We start from the raw sequence: 17,374 nt of genomic DNA on the forward strand, positions 1-17,374 counted from the left end.
GGTGATCAGGCAACCAGGGTGGGCGCAATGGCCGCGGCGGCATCGGTATGAATGCAGCGTGCACGGTGGTTCGGCGCCAGCTCGACCACCGGCGGCTGCGCGGCGCGGCAGGCCTCAGTGGCCAGTGCGCAGCGCTCGGCAAAGGCACAGCCGGGCGGCAGCGCAGACAGGTCGGGCGGCGCGCCGCCTATGGTTTCCAGCCGGGTGCCGCGTGCCAGCGCGCCGTGCGCCCGGCTCTTGAGCAGCGCGATCGTGTAGGGATGGCGCGGTGAGCGGATCAGCTCGCGCGCCGTGCCTTCTTCGACAATGCGGCCCGCGTACATCACGGCGATGCGGTCGGCCACCTCGACGGCCGCGCCGATATCGTGCGTCACGAAGATCACCGACAGGCCCAGGTCACGCTGCAATTCGCGCAGCAGCAGCAAGATCTGGATCTGCACGGTCGCGTCGAGCGCGGTGGTCGGTTCGTCGGCCAGCAGGAGCTGCGGCTTGCAGGCCAGCGCCAGCGCGATCATCGCGCGCTGGCGCATGCCGCCCGACATCTCGTGCGGATAGGCCGCAAGGCGCCGCTCGGGGCTGGGGATGCGCACGCGCTCGAATAGCGCCAGCGCGCGCTGGTGCGCTTCAGCCTTGCCCACACGCTCATGCCGGCGTATCGACTCCATGATCTGGGCCCCCACCGAATAGACCGGGTCCAGCGCCAGCAGCGGCTCCTGGAAGATCATCGAGGCGACCTTGCCGCGGAAGTCGTCGAGCTCGCCGGTTGACATGGCGAGCACATCACGCCCGGCCACCTGCACCTGGCCGCCCATGCGGGTGCGGCGCTCGGGGTGCAGGCGCAGCAGGGTGCGCATGGTCACGCTCTTGCCAGAACCGGATTCGCCGATCAGCGCAACCACCTCGCCGCGCTGCACCTCCAGGCTCACGCCGCTCACGGCCTGCACGGGCTTGCGCCCGCCGCTGAATGTCACGCTGAGGTCCTTCAGGCGAACCATCGGCTGGCAAGAGGAAGGAAACGAGGAAGAGGAAGAAGAGGCGTTCGCAGTCATGGGGTCACGCCGCCCTGGCCAGCGGTGCAGCATCCGGGTGTCCGCTGCCGGGTTCGTGGATCAGGCAACTCACGGCGTGCTGTGCGCCGGTGGCGATGCGCGCCGGCACCACCTGGCTGCACACCGGCGCGGCCAGTGCACAGCGCGGGTGAAAGCGGCAGCCCGAGGGCGGGTTGATCGGGTTCGGCGGGTCACCGGCCAGCGCCGCTTCTTCGGTACGGTGGTCCGGGTCCATTGAGGGCATCGACGACAGCAGCGCGCGTGTGTAGGGATGGGCCGGCGCGTCGTACAGCGCATCGGCCGGGCCGATTTCGGCAACCTGGCCAAGGTACATCACCATCACGCGGTCGCTCACGTAGCGCACCACATTGAGATCGTGGCTGATAAAGACATAGGTCAGGCCGAACTCGGCCTTCAGGTCGAGCAGCAGGTTGATGACCTGCGCCTCGACCGATTTGTCGAGCGCCGACACCGCTTCATCAAGAATCACCATGCGCGGCTGCAGCGCCAGCGCACGCGCAATATTGACGCGCTGGCGCTGTCCGCCCGACAACTCGTGCGGGTAGCGCTCGGCAAAACGCTGCGGCTCCAGGCCCACGCGCGCCAGCAGGTCGCGTGCGCGCGCAATCGCCTCGCGCCTGGGCACGTTGTGCACCTGCGGGCCGAAGGCAATCGAGTCTTCGATCGTGAGCCGCGGGTTAAGCGAAGCGTAGCTGTCCTGGAAGACCATCTGCACCTGGCGCCTGAACTCCTTGAGCGGCAGGTCGCGGCCGCCGACGGTGCGCCCGTCGAAGACAACCTCGCCGCCGGTAGGCGCGATCAGCTGCATCAGCAACCGCGCCGTGGTCGACTTGCCGCAGCCTGACTCGCCGACAACCCCCAGCGTCTCACCTTTGAACACTTCGAAATCGACACCGTCGACGGCGCGCACCACACCGCCACCACGGCCCAGCGGATCCTTCTTGAGCGGGAAGTGCTTGACCAGCCCGGAAATCGTGAGCAAGGGCTGCGCGGGGCCTCCGACGTCGTTCATTACGTCCATGGTTTCAGCCCTTGTTGTCCATGGCGGAGCGCAGACCATCGGACAGGATGTTGAATGAGATGGAGGTGATGAAGATCATCGCCCCGGGCAATGCCGCGACCCAGGGCTGCACATAGATCGCGGTGCGCAGCGTGTTGAGCATCAGGCCCCACTCCGGCTCCGGTGGTTTCACGCCGAGCCCAAGGAAAGACAGGCCCGAGGCGAGGATCATGGAGACCGCGATCAGGCTGGTGGCGTAAACAAAAATCGGCCCCAGCACATTGCCCAGAACATGCACCCGCACAATGGTGAAGGGGCCGGCACCCGAGGCCCTGGCCGCCTCCACATAGTCGCGGTTACGCACCTGCGTGGTCACGCTTTCGGCCACCCGCGCAATCTGCGGAATAAACACGATGGTCAGCGAAATCAGGGAGTTGACGATGCCCGCACCCAGCACGCCGGACAGTGCAATGGCCAGCAACACTGACGGAAAGGCATAAAACACATCGATGGTGCGCATGATGGCGGTGTTGATGAATCCGCCTGCGTAGCCGGCCAGGATGCCGATCGTCGAGCCGACGGCAAAGGCACAGACCACGGGCGTGATGCCGATGAAAAGCGAGAGCCGTGCGCCCACGATCAGGCGCGACAGCATGTCGCGGCCGAGTTCGTCACTGCCCAGCGGCAGGCCTTCGGTGCCGATCGGCTTGAGCCGCTTGAGCATTGACGAGGCGTAGGGATCTGCCGGCGCGAGCCATGGGCCGAACACCGCCAGGCTGATCAGCAGCAGCACCACAAAAGCAGCGGCCATTGCGACCGGGTCGCGCGTGAAGCGCAGCATGGCCGAGGTCCAGTAGCCGCGAGAACGCTGCATGGGCAGCGGCTTCACATCGACGGCAGCAGTGGAGGCGCTGGATGCGCTGGAAGTGGCGGTCACGGTGCTCATGGTCATGCCCTGGCGATGCGGGGGTCCAGCAACGTTTGCAGCACATCGACCAGCAGGTTCAGCACCACGAAGAACAGCGCCAGCACCAGAATCGTCCCTTGCAGGAGCGGCAGGTCACGCTGGAAGATGGCGGAGTTCAGAAGAAAGCCGGTGCCCGGCCAGGAAAACACGGTCTCGATCAGGATGGAGCCGCCCAGCAGGTAACCCAGTTGCAGGCCCATCACGGCCAGCGCCGTGGGGGCGGCGTTTTTCACCATGTGGCGGAACACGCCGAAGTGCGTGAGGCCCTTGGCGCGCAGGCCGACGATGAATTCCTGGTCAAGAATGTCGGCCACCAGCGCACGCACCGTGCGCGCGATGATGCCCATCGGGATCACCGACATCGTGATCGCCGGCAGGACCAGGAACTGGATGTGCTCCCAGTCCCAGGCCCAGTCGCTCGATCCACCCGGGCCGGCGCCTGTGGCCGGCAACAGCATCAGCTGCGAGCTGAAGACGATCACCATCACCATGCCCAGCCAGTAGTGCGGCACACTCACGCCCAGCACCGACAGCATCGAGGCCAGCCGGTCGACCCAGGAGTTGCGGAAGTAGCCGGCCACAAAACCGAACAGGCAGCCCAGCACAAAGCCGATGAAAGTGGCCACCACCGCCAGGCGCAGCGTATTGCCGACCGCGGTCATGACCTCGCCGGCAACCGCACGGTTGCTCGCGATCGACACGCCCAGGTCGCCGTGCATGGCGCGCCATACCCACATCGCGAACTGCTCGGGCAGCGAGCGGTTAAAGCCATAGAGCTCGCGCAGTTGCGCCTGCAGGTCGGCCGATGCGTCCGGCGGCAGGATGGACACCAGCGGATCGCCAGGCGCGAGATGCACCAGAAGAAAACACACGAGTGCCACGCCGACCATGATCGGCAAGGCGTAGATAACACGACGCAGGAAGTAGGCAAGCATGGGCTGGCGTTGAAAGCTGGCTCCAATAAGGAACGAGAGAACGGAAAAGCGAAAAAAAAAGGAAGCGAGAGCGATAAAAGAAGCCCTTCCTCAGCGGAGAAAGGGCTTTTCCACCGTGATCAGTCCATCGTCATGGTGGCAATGTCGATGAACCAGCTCTTGGGCTGCACCACGTTCTTGATCCTGGCCGACAGCGCACGCGGACCGACGTCGTGCGCAATCCAGACAAAGGGGGCGTCGTCCACGATGTGGGCGTGCAGCTTGGCCAGCGCGGCGTCGCGCGACTTCTCGTCGAAGCTGGTACGCGCATCGGCCACCAGCTTGTCGATATCGGCGTTGCCGTAGTAGCCCCAGTTGTTGGACACCGGCGGGAAGGCCTTGGTGCTCACGAAACGCACCATGGCAAAGAACGGGTCCATCGCCGCGAAACTGATGTTGACCGCATTGGCGCCATTGGCCGACGGGTCTTTCGCGCCCTTGCGCCAGTTGGTGAACAGCGTGTTCCACTCGATCACGTCGAACTGCACGTCAAAAAAGCATTGCTTGAGCGACTGCTGCGCAAACTCGTTCATCGGCAGCGGCTGCATCTGGCCCGAGCCTGAGGCGGAAATCTGCACCTTGACCTTGAGCGGCTTGGCGGCCGAAAAACCCGCCTGCGTCATCAGCGCCTGGGCAGCCTTCACGTCGTACTTGATGTCGAACTTGGGGTTGCCCCACCATGGGTGTCCGGGCGCCACCGTGCCCTTGGGTTCGGCCATCATGCCGCCCAGCAGTTGCTTGATGCCCCCGCGATCCACGCAAAGGTTGGCCGCCTGGCGCACGCGCTTGTCGAGCCAGGGCGAGCCTTCGGCGAATGACAGCTGCCACGGCCACACGTGCGGCTGGGCGTTGGAATAGATCTTGAAGCCGCGCTGCGTGATCTGCGCCATCGCATCAGGTGCGGGAGCCTCGATCCAGTCGACCTGCCCGCCCAGCAGCGCCGCGGTGCGCGCATTGGCTTCGGGCATGGGCAGCATCACGACCTTGTCGATCCTGGGCACGCGTTTGGCGTCCCAGTAGGCCTTGTTGGCGGCCAGCTCAAGGCGCTCACGCGCCACGAAGCGCGTGACCTTGAAGGGGCCAGAGCCGGCCGGATCGGCGGCGAAAGCCGTCCAGGCCGCCTTGGCGCGGTCAGCGGGTACGGTGACGCCGGCCGGCACGGCCGCGAGCTTGGCGGACCAATGCGCCGGCGAGGCCATGAACAGATTCGTGAGGTTGATCGGCAGGAAGGAGTCGGCCTCGCTCGTGGTGAGTTCGACCGTCATGTCGTCGATCTTGCGGGCGGTGCGCAGGGTCGGCATGCGCGACGCGGTCACACCGACCTGGCTGGGGTCGAACTGCGGGGCGTCCTTATCGAGCACCTTCTGCACGTTCCAGATCACGGCATCGGCATTAAAGGCTGAACCGTCGTGGAACTTGACGCCGGGGCGCAGCTTGAAGACCCACTTGGTCTTGTCCTTGGCATCCACGGCCCAGGAAGTGGCAAGCGCGGGAATCAGCACGCTCGGCGCGTCGGCCTTCGAGAGATCCCATTGGGTCAGCGAGTCGTAAATCGGGATGCCGGTAAAACGGTTGCCTTCAAAGCCCTGGTCGGGCTGGCCCAGGGTGCGCGGAATGTCGGCCGCCGTCATGGCGATGCGCAGTACTTTTTCCTGTGCATGCAGGCCGGTGGCAGCCAGCGAGGCGGCGGCAAGCAGGGCCATGGACACCGGCGCGCGCAGCCAGACCAGAGACAGACGGGACCCGATAACTTTCATGGAGCACTCCTGTAAATAAGGATATGCCCGCAAGGAATATGCCAATGGTTTCAGCGCCGATGCTTGCAAGGTGAGCTCCGCCGCAGTGCATGCGTCACTGCCTTGGTGCATCGCTTCAAAATCTCGCGAACCGTCTCGCGTGGCATGGCATTCGTGAGGGGACGGCAACTGTTTGTAAACTGTTCCCGTCCAGAGCAAGGGAACCCGTCCGGGTCCGCACTGCTTTTGGTGGTTCTTTCCCCTCACCCCTTTCACCGGCTTTTTCTTCCATGCTTCTCAAAGACCTCCCAGAGGACGCCCGCCCCCGCGAAAAACTGCTGGCCCGCGGCCCCGGCGCGCTCAGCGATGCCGAGCTGCTGGCCCTGCTGCTGCGCACCGGCCTGCCCGGCAAGAATGCGCTGCAGATGGGGCAGGAGCTGGTCGACACCTTTGGCGGCGTGGCCGGGCTGCTGCACACCGGCCCCGAAGCGCTCAAAAGCATCAAGGGTCTGGGCCCGGCCAAACGCGCCGAACTGGTCGCGGTGCTGGAACTTTCCCGGCGGGCGCTTGCCGAAAAGCTCCGTGAAAAAACGCTCTTTGACACGCCGCAGGCCGTGCGCGACTATTTGCAGCTGCAGCTGGGCAGCCGGCCGCACGAGATTTTTGCGGTGCTGTTCCTCGACAGCCAGCACCGGCTGATCGTTCTCGAAGAGCTGTTTCGCGGAACGCTGACACAAACGTCCGTCTACCCGCGCGAGGTAGTGGTGCGCGCCCTGGCGCTCAACGCCGCCAGTGTGGTGCTGGCCCACAACCACCCCAGCGGCACCGCCAGACCCTCACGCGCCGACGAGGCCCTGACGCAGACGCTGAAGTCCGCGCTCGCGCTGGTTGATGTGCGCGTGCTGGACCATTTTGTGGTGACGAGCTCCCAGGCGGTGTCGATGGCCGAGCTGGGCTTGCTGTAGAAGTCGGAACGCTTTCTAGATTGCCTCTTTTTTTACAATTTCCGGATTGATGGAGAGAAAGGGGTTGGACTTCCCGAATGCCTTCACAGCGGCATCGATTTCGGGTTGCCCGAACGCGGACAGGCCCTCCGATTTGGGGTCGAGATAAAACAGCATCGCCAAGGCCCGCCTGCGCTCGGCAGGGTTCCTCGTCAACCTGGCTTCCAGTGCATAAGCCCAGGATTGCCAGGGTTCGAACTTCTGGCTCTTCTGGGCCCACTCCAGCGTCAAGGCCCTGATCTTGCTGCTGCCGGTCATTTCCGCCACCAGTTCGGAAATCTCTCCAAAGGTGTACTGCGTCAGCAAGGCCCTTTTCTCAGTGTGCGGCCGCAGTTGCCGCGCGCGTTGAAGGAATTGCAGTGCTTCTTCGTTTTTGCCGGATGCTGCGGCAAGAATCGCCATGGTCAGCTGGTAGTCAAAGTCTTGCCTGGAGGCCTTGGTGCCGCTTACCATCTTCTCAATAATTGAGGTGTCTCCCGCCTTGACAGCCGCATAAGCGTAGTAAGGAAAATAGCAGGTCAACGTTGAATTGACCTGGTAATCGGTCAGGTCGTAAAACGTTGCCGACTCGGAGAAGATTGCCTTCGCACCGGCAAAGTCCTTGAGTTTGATGGCCCGGTAAGCTTCCACAAAATACGCATGCATGGATTTCACATGCTGTTTCACAGGAGCTTTCTGCGCGACCGGATGTCCTTCCCAAATCGGATTGGGGTGTCCGGGCACTTTCCATCGCTGCAGATCCAGTGCGTCTACCGCCTGAGACAAGCTGCTGGAAGGCGTGCGGTCCGTGGTTGCAAAACGCACAAGGTGAACGGTTGCGGCGATCGTACCCTCCACTGTGCCCCCGAATTTCCCCTGTTGCGCCCAACTCACGACCTCCGCTTCAGGCAGACCGGAGATGTGATGCCCGACCAGCGCGGACTCCCAAATGTGAGGAGCGCGGCTTTGTTTCGCCAGCACTTCAAAACCGGCCCAGGCCTCCCTGGAATGGCCGCTTGCGTGAAGAAGCCCCAGATAGTCCCGGTGGGCATACGACTCCTGGTAACGCTGGGCACGCCGCAAGGTGCTGGCCATCGCACCCTGCAGATCGCCGGCAAGAAGCTTCAGACGCGTATCGCTCGTGATTTCGCCGGACGATCCCGATCCCTGAGAGACGGCGATTTGATAGAACGGCCTGGCAAGGTCGAAATAACCCGCCCAGTAAAAATACGACCCTGCCTCGAAAGCAAGGTTTGCGGTCGCAACCCGGCCGTCTTCGGACCCTTTCTTGAAGCCCTCGTAAGAATGAAACATCTTGGCGGCAGCTTTGACGTCACCCGCTGCGAACAGCATCCATGCCACATCGCTATAGGAAGTCCACCGCGTGGGTGCCAGCTTGAGGTTGTCGCGATAGTAAGCCTGCGCTTTCGCGGTGTCCCCCTGCCTCCTGGCCTCGGCGCCGAGGATGCTATTGAGTTGCGGGGAGCCGACGAAACGCCCGTTGATTGACGCTAAAAGATCGGTGTCCCGCCCCTGGTCGGGGAAAAAATGACGGTACGTCCCGTGCAGCTCCGTGAAGGTTCCGATTTCCCAAGTGGCACTCTTCAAAGCGGCAATTTCGTTTTCAATACTTATCTCCAATTTACCGCCGTCTGCCCAGGTCCAGTAATAAGGACGGAATGGCACATCGGCATAGTAAAGATTGTTATAAGGTCCGTAGTACTGACCGCCGTCAGCATTGAAATGATTCAAGGCCCGTAATGCGGTGAGCGACTGGCCTTGCTCCCAGTAGGCTGCATCGAACGCGTTTTGGTGCGCGGCCTTGACCAACTGCTCTCTTTCGGCTCCAGTGGACTTTCCGGCGAGCTTCGCCTCCGCTCTTGAGCGCTCATACGCGTAGGACGGGTAACCCTTGTAGATTGCGTCAATGCTGTTCGCAAAGATCAGGGCCTTGTTCGGAATGCCCTGGACGTTGGACAGGAAATTGATGCGGTTCATCAGGTTGTCATGGCCAATACTCTCGAGCAAGTCCAGATAGTCAAACGGGCCCGGCTTGCCGGGTGCGGGCCCGCAGCACAAACTGGCCGCATTGGCCTCGATGAACTTGCGGCCGTGATGAAACACCGACAGATCCACCATGGTCTGAACCTTGTCGGGGTCAGCAAGTGGCAATGCCGCGCGTGCCATGTCCGCCATTGCATACCCCTTGACCGGCAACTCATAGTCAAGAAGCATTTTCAGGGAAGCATTCTCGTTCTGAACCCACGGTTCTGTTTCTACAAAAACCCGCGTCACGATGAACGGCCATATCGTTCCGGGCAGCTTCAACGCTGCCACTTCGGCGCCTGCCTTTTTGGTTGTCATCGTGCCGTAGGCGGTAGCGATCCTGTTCTCATCGATCTTTTGCAGCAAGCGTTTTAAGGGATTCTTTTCAAGCGCCGCCATTGCACGCACGTCCAGGATATTTCCGTTCAGGGCGGCAAGCAATTCTTTTTCCTCGACGGTCTGCACATCGCCCAGTGCCTTGATGGCAGCCATGCGCAGACCCAGTGCCATGTAGGTCCTCGCCCTGAGCGCCCGGTAGTCGGGTGATTGCGGCGACAGGCCCAAAAGCGCCAGATGCGCCTTTTCAGCAAATATCTCTTTCGTTCTTTCGTTGGTTGTGGGCGCCAGTGCGCTGTACACCAGGAAAGCGTATGCATCCTGCGCCGGGTTGCCAGACGGTGCCACCAAGCCGAACGGAGATGCCGGCAGCGCTTCCAGTTCCAGGCTGCTGACTGTCTTTTCATAAAGAGGCGAGGAAGGGTTGGCGCCTGCCGCCTTGAGGATTTCCGGCAACACGGATTCGTAGGCCTCGACGGCCGGAATTTCATCCCCAAAAGGGATATTTTCAAATTTTTTGGTTTCCACCGGAGCAGCCCAAACAGCGCCATTGCGCGCAGTGCCCGTGTAGTCCTGGGTCCGGATGGCGATCGCCATTTTTCCTTTCCGGTCGTGCCCGGCGTAACCCCAGACAATGCGCTTTGCCCCCACGGCATCGGCAAGCTTGTAGATTTCCTCCTGCTTGAGGTGGCGCTGCCCCTCACCAAGTGCTTTTGCCACCAGATAGGGGTCGGGAATTTTCACTTTCTGCGATTGGGCGACGCCCGCAGCGAGTTCCGCAGTCATGATGGACCGGCTTGCCCTGTCGACACCCCAGCCCCAAACCTGGAACGGTACAACCAGCACATCAAACTTTCCGCCAGACAACACCTGACCGTAGAAAAGCTTTTCCTTGCCCTGCCAATCGGAAGCCTGCGGTGAATAGCGCGGCGGCAGGAAGCGGGCCATTGCAGTATCTTCAAAAGACCGTTCCATCGCGATCTTGTTCTGGATGTCCGCTCGAGCCTTTGCCGCAGAGGCCTCCCGTTTCGCCCTCTCCTCCTCCGCGGCGGCCTCGGTGCGAAATGCCTGAACCTTACTGACAGCCAATACACCACTGCAGAGCAACAGAACTCCGCAAAGCACGGCGGTAGACCGTTTCATTTTTCTCTCCCTCAATTCAAAATCCGGATCTGGCAGAACGTGCGTCGATGACCTGATACCGCTCAGCAAGTTAGCGGAACATCGTAACGTAGCCATCGCCAGATCCGCCGCTGAATGACCCGACGCGTGGTTTATCTACATCGGTGAGTACTGAAGCACTACGATAAAGTAAGCATCATGAAAGCGCCCGCACTCAAAAGCCTGCAGGACCTCAAGGCCGTCAAGCGGGACATCGAAGCCCGCGCGAAGCTTGAGAAAGAACAGGAAGCCGCGCGCGTGGCAGCAGCCGCCAGGGCCAAAGCCGAGAAAGAACTCTTCTCGCGCGCGGTCGGCCCCGTCAAGGCCCTGCCGGCCAAACACCTGCCGGGCCACAAGGCGGCGTTGCCGGTGGCGCAGGCAGCGCCCATCCCGGTGCAGCAGCAACGCGATGAACTTGCGGTGATGCGAGAAGCGATCTCGGACGAGTTCGACGTGGAAACACTGCTGGACACGGATGAAGCGCTGAGCTTTCGGCGGCCCGGCATGGGGCCTGACGTGGTGCGCAAGCTGCGCCGCGGCGGCTGGAGCATCCAGGGCCAGCTTGACCTGCATGGCCTGCGCCGCGAGGATGCGCGTGAAGCGCTGGCTCACTTCATCAAGGACGCACACAAGGTCGGCTGGCGCTGTGTGCGCGTGGTGCACGGCAAGGGCCTGGGGTCTCCCGGCAAGACGCCGGTGCTCAAAGGCAAGGTGCAAAGCTGGCTGATCCAGAAGCAGGAGGTGCTGGCATTTGTGCAGGCGCGGCCGGCCGAAGGCGGCGCCGGGGCGCTGGTGGTGTTGCTTGAAGCTGGCTAGGCACACCCCTGTCGGCGCTCACTGCGTGTAGCGCCATCTCCCCTTGAAAGACTGAGTACACCCCTATCGACACTCACTACGTGTAGTGCCTTTTCCCCTTGCAGGGGACGGCGCCTGCGGTCCGGCAAAGCCGGTCCCGCGGCACCTGCTGGACAGATTCCGCAGGCAGCCCAAGCGCTATCAATTCAATAGCTGCTCGCGCATGATGTGATTGGGTGGGAGGCGTATTTGATGTCTGAAATCCACCCCAAAAGGCCTCGAGGGGCTGCTTTTTTTACTTGGCGGACACCAAAAACCCGGTTTGACGCCGCGAAAAGGCACTTTTTACAAACAAAAAGTGTCTGTAGCCGAATCAGGATCTGCGCGAGCAGCTATATTTTTGATAGCAAGTCAGATACTCGAACCAGTCCCGGTTCAGCCGCCAGCCGTTCAAAGCCCGAACCCCGCTCGTCCAGCCGCGGCGCATTCATAACCGTGCCTGAACACAAGCTCATACATCGGCAGCGGCACTTTCTTCAGTGAGGTGGGGTAGGCAGCGGCCGCCCTGACGCTGTTTGCGTCCAGCCATTCGCCGGCCGGGCAGTCGGCGCCGGCGCGTTCGGCGACCTCCCGGGCGGTAGCGCCTATGCGCAGGTAGGCGGCGCGACCCGGCTCGCGCGCGGCGTAGGCCATGAGCCCCCTGGCGCGCAGCGCGCGGACCTGGTCGGACATGATGTCGGCCACGTGCTTGAGACGAAAGATGCTGAGGGGGCCCATCGCAAAACCCACCGGCAAGGGCGCGCCTGCGTCGGACGCGATGATCACGCCGTCGATTTTGGGCTTGGGGCCAAAGCCGGCGTCAAAGAACGGCTCCAGCCCGAGGTTGTCGTACACACCGCCGTCGTAGAGGTGGATACGGGCAAAGCGGTCTTCGGCAGGCCGGGCATCGTCGCCGGAGGCGAACATCGGCAGCTTCCAGTCAAAGCTGTCGGTCGGCAGGACATAAGGGCCGATCAAGCCCGGAAAAGCCGCCGACACGGCCATCGCGTCACGCAGCGGCAATTTCTTCAGGCGCGTGGAGCCCAGCATCCAGTCGCGCAGCGCGTCGCCTTCGATGCTGGCGCGTTTGCCGGTTTCAGCGGTGGTAGCGTTCACCACCCAGGTCGGCGAAGCAGGAATATCTTCCATCAATGCGTTGATGCCCCATGTGCTGCCGATGGCCGATGCCAGCACGTTGGCACGCGACAGCGCAAAGCGCCAGTTGCGCGGGTGCAGCATGGCGCGCATGGCGGCGTTCTGCAGGTCTGTGGTGGTCAGCAGTGTTTTCACGCGCGGCAGCAGCACCTCCAGGCATTCATTGCTGCCGGGCCAGCGCATCGCGTTGAGCTGCAGCAAGAGGCCCACCAGCAGGCTGCCGCCCGAAACAGTAGATACCTTGCTGACCCGCTCCAGCGCCTGGTGTTCCGCCAGGAAGCTCAGCACGCCGCAGTGAAACACCATGGCGCGCGTGCCGCCGCCCGAAAGGGCCAGGTAGACCGGCTTCATGCCGCAGCCTTGCAGCGCACATATAGAGGAAGCGGGCGATGCGCAGTGATCGCTGTGGAGAAGCCGTGTTGCATGTTATTTGCCGTGGATGGGTAGCAGGCCCCGATTCTCCTATGCCTGCCGCCTCAAGTCCTGCGGCGAGTCCAAGTCGGCCCGCTGGTGCCAGCTTTTGCCGACCTTGACCGGGAGCGGCAGTCACCAAGATATCAGAGGGGACCGGTGCAGCCAGTCATTCGCCTGCACCTGGTCCAGGACGAAGTCCGCGACGTCCTGTCTCGCAATGGTTCCTCCGTGAAAACCGGACAAGTCTGTCAGGGTACGGATCTTGCGCCGCGCTGGCTTGTCGTTCAGCACGGAAGGGCGCACCAGAACCCAGTCCAGCCCGCTGGCGCGGACGGCAGCCTCCTGCCGATTCTTGTCGGCGTAGACCTTGCGCAACAGAACGGGATGGATCAGCCGGTCGAACAGGAACCCGCCATGGCCGGCGCTGTCGCCCGCGCCCATGCCAGTGATGCACACAAGGCGCGAGACCTGCTCCGCTTTCATGGCGCTCACGAGCGCCCGCGTGGCCGAGGAGAGAACGGTCACCTCGCGCAGCGGGCTGACCGGTGTGCCCAGGGCGCTCACGACGGCATCGCGACCTCGCAGGGCCTCACGCAGCGCACTTTCGTCAAGGGCATTTCCGATGATGATCTCGGCGCCCTTGAGACCGCTCGCCTTCTGCGGGGAGCGCACGAGCGCGCGAACGTCGAATCCCCGTGCAAGCGCCTCCCTGACGATCAGCCGGCCCGTGCCGCCGGTGGCGCCAAGAACCAGAATCTTCGGGCGAGCAAGCGAGATGCCGGCAGTGTTCAGTGTGTTCATGGTCCGGCCTTTAAAGTTCGCCCTGCGCGAGCAGTTCACGGGTGCGCTTGAGCGTCGAGACGAGCGCGCTTTTGTAGCCTTGCTCGCCGTCCATCCAGGCTTGCTCGGCCTGCTCTTCGGGGCCGCCCGGCGTCTTGCCGCGCAGGCCGAGATAACCGTAGAAGCGCAGTTGGAGCTCTCCGGATTCGTCTTCGAACAACTCGTTGACGACCGCGCCTTCGCGCGGGCCGGTGGCCTGGAAGAAGGTCACCTTGCTTTCGGGCTCGAAGGCAATGATCTCGCGCAGGTCGGCTCCGGCGATGGTGGCTTCGCGGACGATGTGCGTCGCGCTTTCCTCGACGACTTCGCAGCGCGTGCAAAGATCTGGCGGCAGGAAGCGGCGCGCGTCCCGCGCCTTGAGAACCAGGCCGGCCCATGCCTGGGCACGCGTGAGCTTCACTTCGCCTTGCGGATTGACGGGCACTGTAGCGGTTGAATAAATCATGGTGGTATTCCTTTGGTGTGGCTTGCTATACCGCCGGCTCTTATGCCGATGCGGATGCGGCGATTTCGGTAGCGAACTCGCGGTAGGACCGCAGCGGGCGCCCGAGGAGCGTCGTCAGGCGCTTGACGTCACCCGATTCGGGAACCATCCCCACCGTGAGGAAACGCTCGCTCATGAGGCGCATGTCGTACGCCATCCAGGGCGGCATGAAATTCAGCAGGTTCTTCTCAAAGCCGGCGGTGTCGTCTCCGCCATAGGTGATCGGGCGGTCCAGCACAGTTGACCAGATGGCGGCGACATCATCGCCTGTCAGCGTGTCGGGGCCGACGAGGTTGATGCGCTCCAGCGGAAGCGGTTTCGACGCCTGCTCGCGGCGCAGCAGCTCGATCGCCGCGATCTCGCCGATGTCCCGCGCGTCGATCATGGCCAGGCCCTTGCTGCCGATGGGCATGGGATAGACGCCGTAACCGGTGACCACGTCCTTGATGGTGAGGTCGTTGTTCATGAAGTAGGCGGGGCGCAGGATGGTGGCGGCGAAACCCATCTCTTCGAGCATCCGCTCGACACCGAATTTGCCCGCGAAATGCGGAACGTTCAGGTAGCGGTCGCTGTGGATCACGGAGAGATAGACGACGCGCTCGACGCCGGCTTCACGCGCCAGATTGAGCGTGAGCAGGGCCTGGGTGAACTCGTCGGGGACCACGGCGTTGAGCAGGAACAGGGTGGACACGCCTGTGAACGCGCTCCGCAGTGCCGCCACGTCGAGCAGGTCGCCTGGAACGACTTCGACGCCGGCCGGGAAGTTCGCCTTTGCCGGATCGCGGACCAGTGCGCGCACTTTGGCGCCACGCTGGACGAGCTGCTGGATAACCTGGCGGCCGACGTTGCCAGTTGCGCCAGTAATGAGGATGGTCATGAAATTACTCCGTTGTGTGTTGAAGGAGCCTCAATCTTGATTGATCCACTCAGTATCCGATAGCCGTTATATTTAGACACTTCGTCTCATTGGTGGAACATATGGACTTACTTGCCCTTGCAGACTTCAACCTCGTGGCCCGGTATGGGGGCTTTGGGCGGGCCGCCCGCGAATCCGGGCGGCCCAAGGCGACCCTGTCACGGCGGGTGGCCGACCTGGAGAGCGGCCTCAACCTGCGTCTCTTTGAGCGGGGAGCGCGGACCCTCAAGCTCACCGAGGAGGGACGCTCGCTGTACGAAAGGACCTCTGTTTTGCTGGCCGAACTCGACGAGACGGTCGCCACGATCACCTCCGGCGGTGAGACGCCGCGAGGCACATTGAGGGTGAGTGCGCCACTTCTCTTCTCGCAAGCCGCCATGGGCAAGCTCGCCGCCCGGTTCGCGCTGAAGCATCGCGAGGTCCGGCTCGAGGTCATCCCTGAAGATCGCCCGGTCGATATGGTGGAAGAGGGCTACGACCTGGTGATCCGCGTCAACCCCGACCCGGACGAAAACCTGGTGGGGCGGATTTTCTTGCGGGACCGCCTGGTTGTGGTGGCCAGCCCTGACCTGAACCGCCCATCAGGCAAGGCGCCTGTTCCCGTCGTGATGCGGGCAGGCGGGGCAGGAAACCCGAATGAACCCTGGGAAATGACGGGGCCAGACGGTGAACAACGGTTTGCGGTGGACCCCGTCCTGCGCCTGTCATCGCTGTTCATGGTCCGCGACGCAGTCCGGGCAAATGTCGGGGCGGCGCGTATTCCCCTTTCGCTGATCTCCCACGATCTCGCAGCCGGAACCCTGGTCCATTGGGGCGACGTGAAAGGGCCTGAGATTGCCCTCTGGGCGCTCTATCCATCACGCCGCCTGCTGAGCGCCCGCGTATCCGCCTTCCTGGACTGCCTGAAGGAAGCCTTTCCCAACGGATCACCGGAGGAGTTGGCGGACTACATCGGGAGATGAGGCCTGCACAAACGCCCGACTCTCGAGCCTGGCGATCCGGAGTGAGCCACCATGGATGTGAACGAATGCTCATTTCCGTTGGCCTCAGGCCACTGGCGCGTGGAATATGGCGCCGCCCCCTCCTTTAGTTGCCAGGGCCATCCGCGCAATGCGTCACATGCCGTTAGAGTCGCCCTACTAAAAACAAAGAGGAGTTGTCTGGATGAACGCGCTGCACAGGAAAAAACTTGGCATTGAAGATGGCAATCGGATCGTCCAGAGGGACATCAAGGTGGAAGCCAGTGAAACCCACGTGACGTCGGTGTACTGGTATGACGAAATTGACGGACAGGGAGATTTTGTGCGCGGCCATGTGCTCAGGGAAACCAACTTCATCCAGAAAGACAGGCAACCCGAACCCGCCAAGGCAGCAGAAGCCCCGCGCAATCGCGGTGAGGGTCATCCGGATGATTTGTCGGCCAATTCGCTACGGGCGCACATTCGTGAGCGCATGTGGCTTCACAACGTGCTGCCTCACGGCCGGCGCCGGTACGCCCTCTAGCGGGGATCAATACCGGCTGCAGCCCTTTGCAGCCGGGCGCAGGCAGCTATATTTTTCATAGCATTCGTGGACCCGGCATTGCGCCGGGGCGCTGCATCATCACTCGCCCCTGTTGCGCATCCAGTCGGCCGTCTGGAAAAACGACGCATTGAGCCGCGTGCGCAGCGCTTCATCAACACCGGTTTCACGCATGGCCTGGTCCATGCACGCCAGCCACTGGTCACGCTCGGCAATGCCGATCGAGCCGCCGCCGGTTTGCTGCGGCATGTGGCGCATGCGCAGGCGCGGGTGGCCGAAGCGGTCGGTGTAGTACTGCGGCCCGCCCAGCCAGCCGCATAAAAACCAGAAGAGGCGCTGGCGGGCGTTGTCCAGGGTGCTGCCGTGCGCGGCGCGCAGGGCTGTGTAGCCGGGCTCCAGGTCCATCAGGTCGTAGAAGCGCTCGACCAATGCCTTGACGCGCTCTTCGCCGCCTATCCAGGCGTAGGGAGTTTCGAAGGGAGGGTTTCCTGGGGGCTTTTCTTCTATCTGCATCTTTGGATTATCGAATGTTGGGGTTTGGGGTTGGTTGAGAGGGGTCATTGGCCGGTTCTCGCTCCGGCTATGCGTCTTCTTCTGAGAGCTGCTGGCCGGGGGTAGCCCGGCGGCTACTCACTTTTCTTTTGCTTCGCCAAAAGAAAAGTAAGCAAAAGAAAAGGCGACCCTGCTGTCTGCGTCCCTGCGCTTCGCTTCGGGCAACCTGCGGTGCTCGGTTCAGGCGGGGTCTCGCTCGAACTCGCCTTCGGCTCAGACAATCGCGATCCCTGATCCGCCTGAACCTGTGCTCCTCGGCGCATACAGAAGGGCTAATCGGGAGCGGGGACTGAAAACAAATACCAACTCCAATACCAACAAGGACACGCCATGGCGTGTCCTTGTTTCTTCAGGTGTTCGGGTTCTGGTATTCGGTTGTTGGCTG

The 17,374-nt window shown here is 62.6% G+C and carries 15 protein-coding genes; 4 read left to right on the top strand and 11 right to left on the bottom strand.

From position 1 onward, the window contains the following. Nucleotides 1-5: 5 nt before the first annotated feature. From AC1D13_RS17225 to AC1D13_RS17245, 5 genes are all read right to left on the bottom strand, one after another. Nucleotides 6-995, bottom strand: a complete 990-nt coding sequence (locus AC1D13_RS17225) for an ABC transporter ATP-binding protein (RefSeq protein ID WP_477666386.1) — start codon at nucleotides 993-995, stop codon at nucleotides 6-8. A gap of 58 nt (nucleotides 996-1,053) precedes the next feature. After that, the gene (locus AC1D13_RS17230) at nucleotides 1,054-2,091 is read right to left on the bottom strand and encodes an ABC transporter ATP-binding protein (RefSeq protein WP_477689990.1); all 1,038 of its coding nucleotides are present in this window, start codon (nucleotides 2,089-2,091) and stop codon (nucleotides 1,054-1,056) included. Between the two features lie 4 nt (nucleotides 2,092-2,095). Further along, on the bottom strand, nucleotides 2,096-3,016 hold the full coding sequence (locus AC1D13_RS17235) for an ABC transporter permease (RefSeq protein WP_457279580.1): 921 nt from the start codon (nucleotides 3,014-3,016) through the stop codon (nucleotides 2,096-2,098). Between the two features lie 2 nt (nucleotides 3,017-3,018). Next, nucleotides 3,019-3,972, bottom strand: coding sequence for an ABC transporter permease (locus tag AC1D13_RS17240; protein ID WP_457279581.1), 954 nt, complete (start codon nucleotides 3,970-3,972; stop codon nucleotides 3,019-3,021). Nucleotides 3,973-4,091: 119 nt separating this feature from the next. Next, nucleotides 4,092-5,714 carry an ABC transporter substrate-binding protein gene (locus AC1D13_RS17245; RefSeq protein WP_457279808.1) on the bottom strand — a complete coding sequence of 541 codons (1,623 nt, stop codon included), beginning with the start codon at nucleotides 5,712-5,714 and terminating at the stop codon, nucleotides 4,092-4,094. A gap of 323 nt (nucleotides 5,715-6,037) precedes the next feature. On the opposite strand from AC1D13_RS17245, the gene radC reads away from it, so the two are divergent. Next, nucleotides 6,038-6,712 carry a RadC family protein gene (gene radC, locus AC1D13_RS17250; RefSeq protein WP_477666118.1) on the top strand — a complete coding sequence of 225 codons (675 nt, stop codon included), beginning with the start codon at nucleotides 6,038-6,040 and terminating at the stop codon, nucleotides 6,710-6,712. A gap of 15 nt (nucleotides 6,713-6,727) precedes the next feature. Here the strand turns inward: radC and AC1D13_RS17255 are convergent, their stop codons facing one another. Further along, nucleotides 6,728-10,255 (bottom strand): tetratricopeptide repeat protein, encoded by a 3,528-nt coding sequence (locus AC1D13_RS17255; protein ID WP_477689991.1) that lies wholly within the window; start codon nucleotides 10,253-10,255, stop codon nucleotides 6,728-6,730. Between the two features lie 177 nt (nucleotides 10,256-10,432). On the opposite strand from AC1D13_RS17255, the gene AC1D13_RS17260 reads away from it, so the two are divergent. Then, nucleotides 10,433-11,089, top strand: coding sequence for a Smr/MutS family protein (locus tag AC1D13_RS17260; RefSeq protein ID WP_457279584.1), 657 nt, complete (start codon nucleotides 10,433-10,435; stop codon nucleotides 11,087-11,089). Between the two features lie 429 nt (nucleotides 11,090-11,518). Here the strand turns inward: AC1D13_RS17260 and AC1D13_RS17265 are convergent, their stop codons facing one another. The 4 genes from AC1D13_RS17265 to AC1D13_RS17280 all read right to left on the bottom strand — a co-directional run bounded on the left by AC1D13_RS17265 (nucleotide 11,519) and on the right by AC1D13_RS17280 (nucleotide 14,877). Further along, nucleotides 11,519-12,613 carry a patatin-like phospholipase family protein gene (locus AC1D13_RS17265; protein ID WP_457279585.1) on the bottom strand — a complete coding sequence of 365 codons (1,095 nt, stop codon included), beginning with the start codon at nucleotides 12,611-12,613 and terminating at the stop codon, nucleotides 11,519-11,521. A gap of 195 nt (nucleotides 12,614-12,808) precedes the next feature. Next, complete coding sequence (locus AC1D13_RS17270; RefSeq protein WP_477689992.1) at nucleotides 12,809-13,477, bottom strand: NAD(P)-dependent oxidoreductase; 669 nt, start codon at nucleotides 13,475-13,477, stop codon at nucleotides 12,809-12,811. A 10-nt stretch (nucleotides 13,478-13,487) separates the two neighbouring features. Beyond that, entirely contained in the window at nucleotides 13,488-13,961 is a 474-nt protein-coding gene (locus AC1D13_RS17275) for an AtaL-like protein (RefSeq protein ID WP_457279587.1), read from the bottom strand. A gap of 40 nt (nucleotides 13,962-14,001) precedes the next feature. Then, nucleotides 14,002-14,877 carry an SDR family oxidoreductase gene (locus AC1D13_RS17280; RefSeq protein ID WP_457279588.1) on the bottom strand — a complete coding sequence of 292 codons (876 nt, stop codon included), beginning with the start codon at nucleotides 14,875-14,877 and terminating at the stop codon, nucleotides 14,002-14,004. Between the two features lie 101 nt (nucleotides 14,878-14,978). Here AC1D13_RS17280 and AC1D13_RS17285 point away from each other — a divergent pair, with 101 nt between their 5' ends. Both AC1D13_RS17285 and AC1D13_RS17290 read left to right on the top strand, forming a co-directional pair. Then, a complete protein-coding gene (locus AC1D13_RS17285) occupies nucleotides 14,979-15,878 on the top strand; it encodes a LysR family transcriptional regulator (protein ID WP_477689993.1) in 900 nt (299 codons plus the stop codon). A gap of 202 nt (nucleotides 15,879-16,080) precedes the next feature. Further along, the gene (locus AC1D13_RS17290; RefSeq protein ID WP_477689994.1) at nucleotides 16,081-16,419 is read left to right on the top strand and encodes a hypothetical protein; all 339 of its coding nucleotides are present in this window, start codon (nucleotides 16,081-16,083) and stop codon (nucleotides 16,417-16,419) included. A gap of 99 nt (nucleotides 16,420-16,518) precedes the next feature. Here the strand turns inward: AC1D13_RS17290 and AC1D13_RS17295 are convergent, their stop codons facing one another. Next, entirely contained in the window at nucleotides 16,519-16,950 is a 432-nt protein-coding gene (locus tag AC1D13_RS17295; RefSeq protein ID WP_477666112.1) for a group II truncated hemoglobin, read from the bottom strand. Nucleotides 16,951-17,374: the final 424 nt, after the last annotated feature.

This window comes from Polaromonas sp. P1_E12 (genome assembly GCF_056405975.1).

Excerpts from the sequence above, each read along its gene's own strand:
- AC1D13_RS17225 (WP_477666386.1), bottom strand. The coding sequence starts at position 995 with ATGGTTCGCCTGAAGGACCTCAGCGTGACATTCAGCGGCGGGCGCAAG.
- AC1D13_RS17230 (WP_477689990.1), bottom strand. The coding sequence starts at position 2,091 with ATGGACGTAATGAACGACGTCGGAGGCCCCGCGCAGCCCTTGCTCACG.
- AC1D13_RS17235 (WP_457279580.1), bottom strand. The coding sequence starts at position 3,016 with ATGAGCACCGTGACCGCCACTTCCAGCGCATCCAGCGCCTCCACTGCT.
- AC1D13_RS17240 (WP_457279581.1), bottom strand. The coding sequence starts at position 3,972 with ATGCTTGCCTACTTCCTGCGTCGTGTTATCTACGCCTTGCCGATCATG.
- AC1D13_RS17245 (WP_457279808.1), bottom strand. The coding sequence starts at position 5,714 with ATGGCCCTGCTTGCCGCCGCCTCGCTGGCTGCCACCGGCCTGCATGCA.
- radC (WP_477666118.1), top strand. The coding sequence starts at position 6,038 with ATGCTTCTCAAAGACCTCCCAGAGGACGCCCGCCCCCGCGAAAAACTG.
- AC1D13_RS17255 (WP_477689991.1), bottom strand. The coding sequence starts at position 10,255 with ATGAAACGGTCTACCGCCGTGCTTTGCGGAGTTCTGTTGCTCTGCAGT.
- AC1D13_RS17260 (WP_457279584.1), top strand. The coding sequence starts at position 10,433 with ATGAAAGCGCCCGCACTCAAAAGCCTGCAGGACCTCAAGGCCGTCAAG.
- AC1D13_RS17265 (WP_457279585.1), bottom strand. The coding sequence starts at position 12,613 with ATGAAGCCGGTCTACCTGGCCCTTTCGGGCGGCGGCACGCGCGCCATG.
- AC1D13_RS17270 (WP_477689992.1), bottom strand. The coding sequence starts at position 13,477 with ATGAACACACTGAACACTGCCGGCATCTCGCTTGCTCGCCCGAAGATT.
- AC1D13_RS17275 (WP_457279587.1), bottom strand. The coding sequence starts at position 13,961 with ATGATTTATTCAACCGCTACAGTGCCCGTCAATCCGCAAGGCGAAGTG.
- AC1D13_RS17280 (WP_457279588.1), bottom strand. The coding sequence starts at position 14,877 with ATGACCATCCTCATTACTGGCGCAACTGGCAACGTCGGCCGCCAGGTT.
- AC1D13_RS17285 (WP_477689993.1), top strand. The coding sequence starts at position 14,979 with ATGGACTTACTTGCCCTTGCAGACTTCAACCTCGTGGCCCGGTATGGG.
- AC1D13_RS17290 (WP_477689994.1), top strand. The coding sequence starts at position 16,081 with ATGAACGCGCTGCACAGGAAAAAACTTGGCATTGAAGATGGCAATCGG.
- AC1D13_RS17295 (WP_477666112.1), bottom strand. The coding sequence starts at position 16,950 with ATGCAGATAGAAGAAAAGCCCCCAGGAAACCCTCCCTTCGAAACTCCC.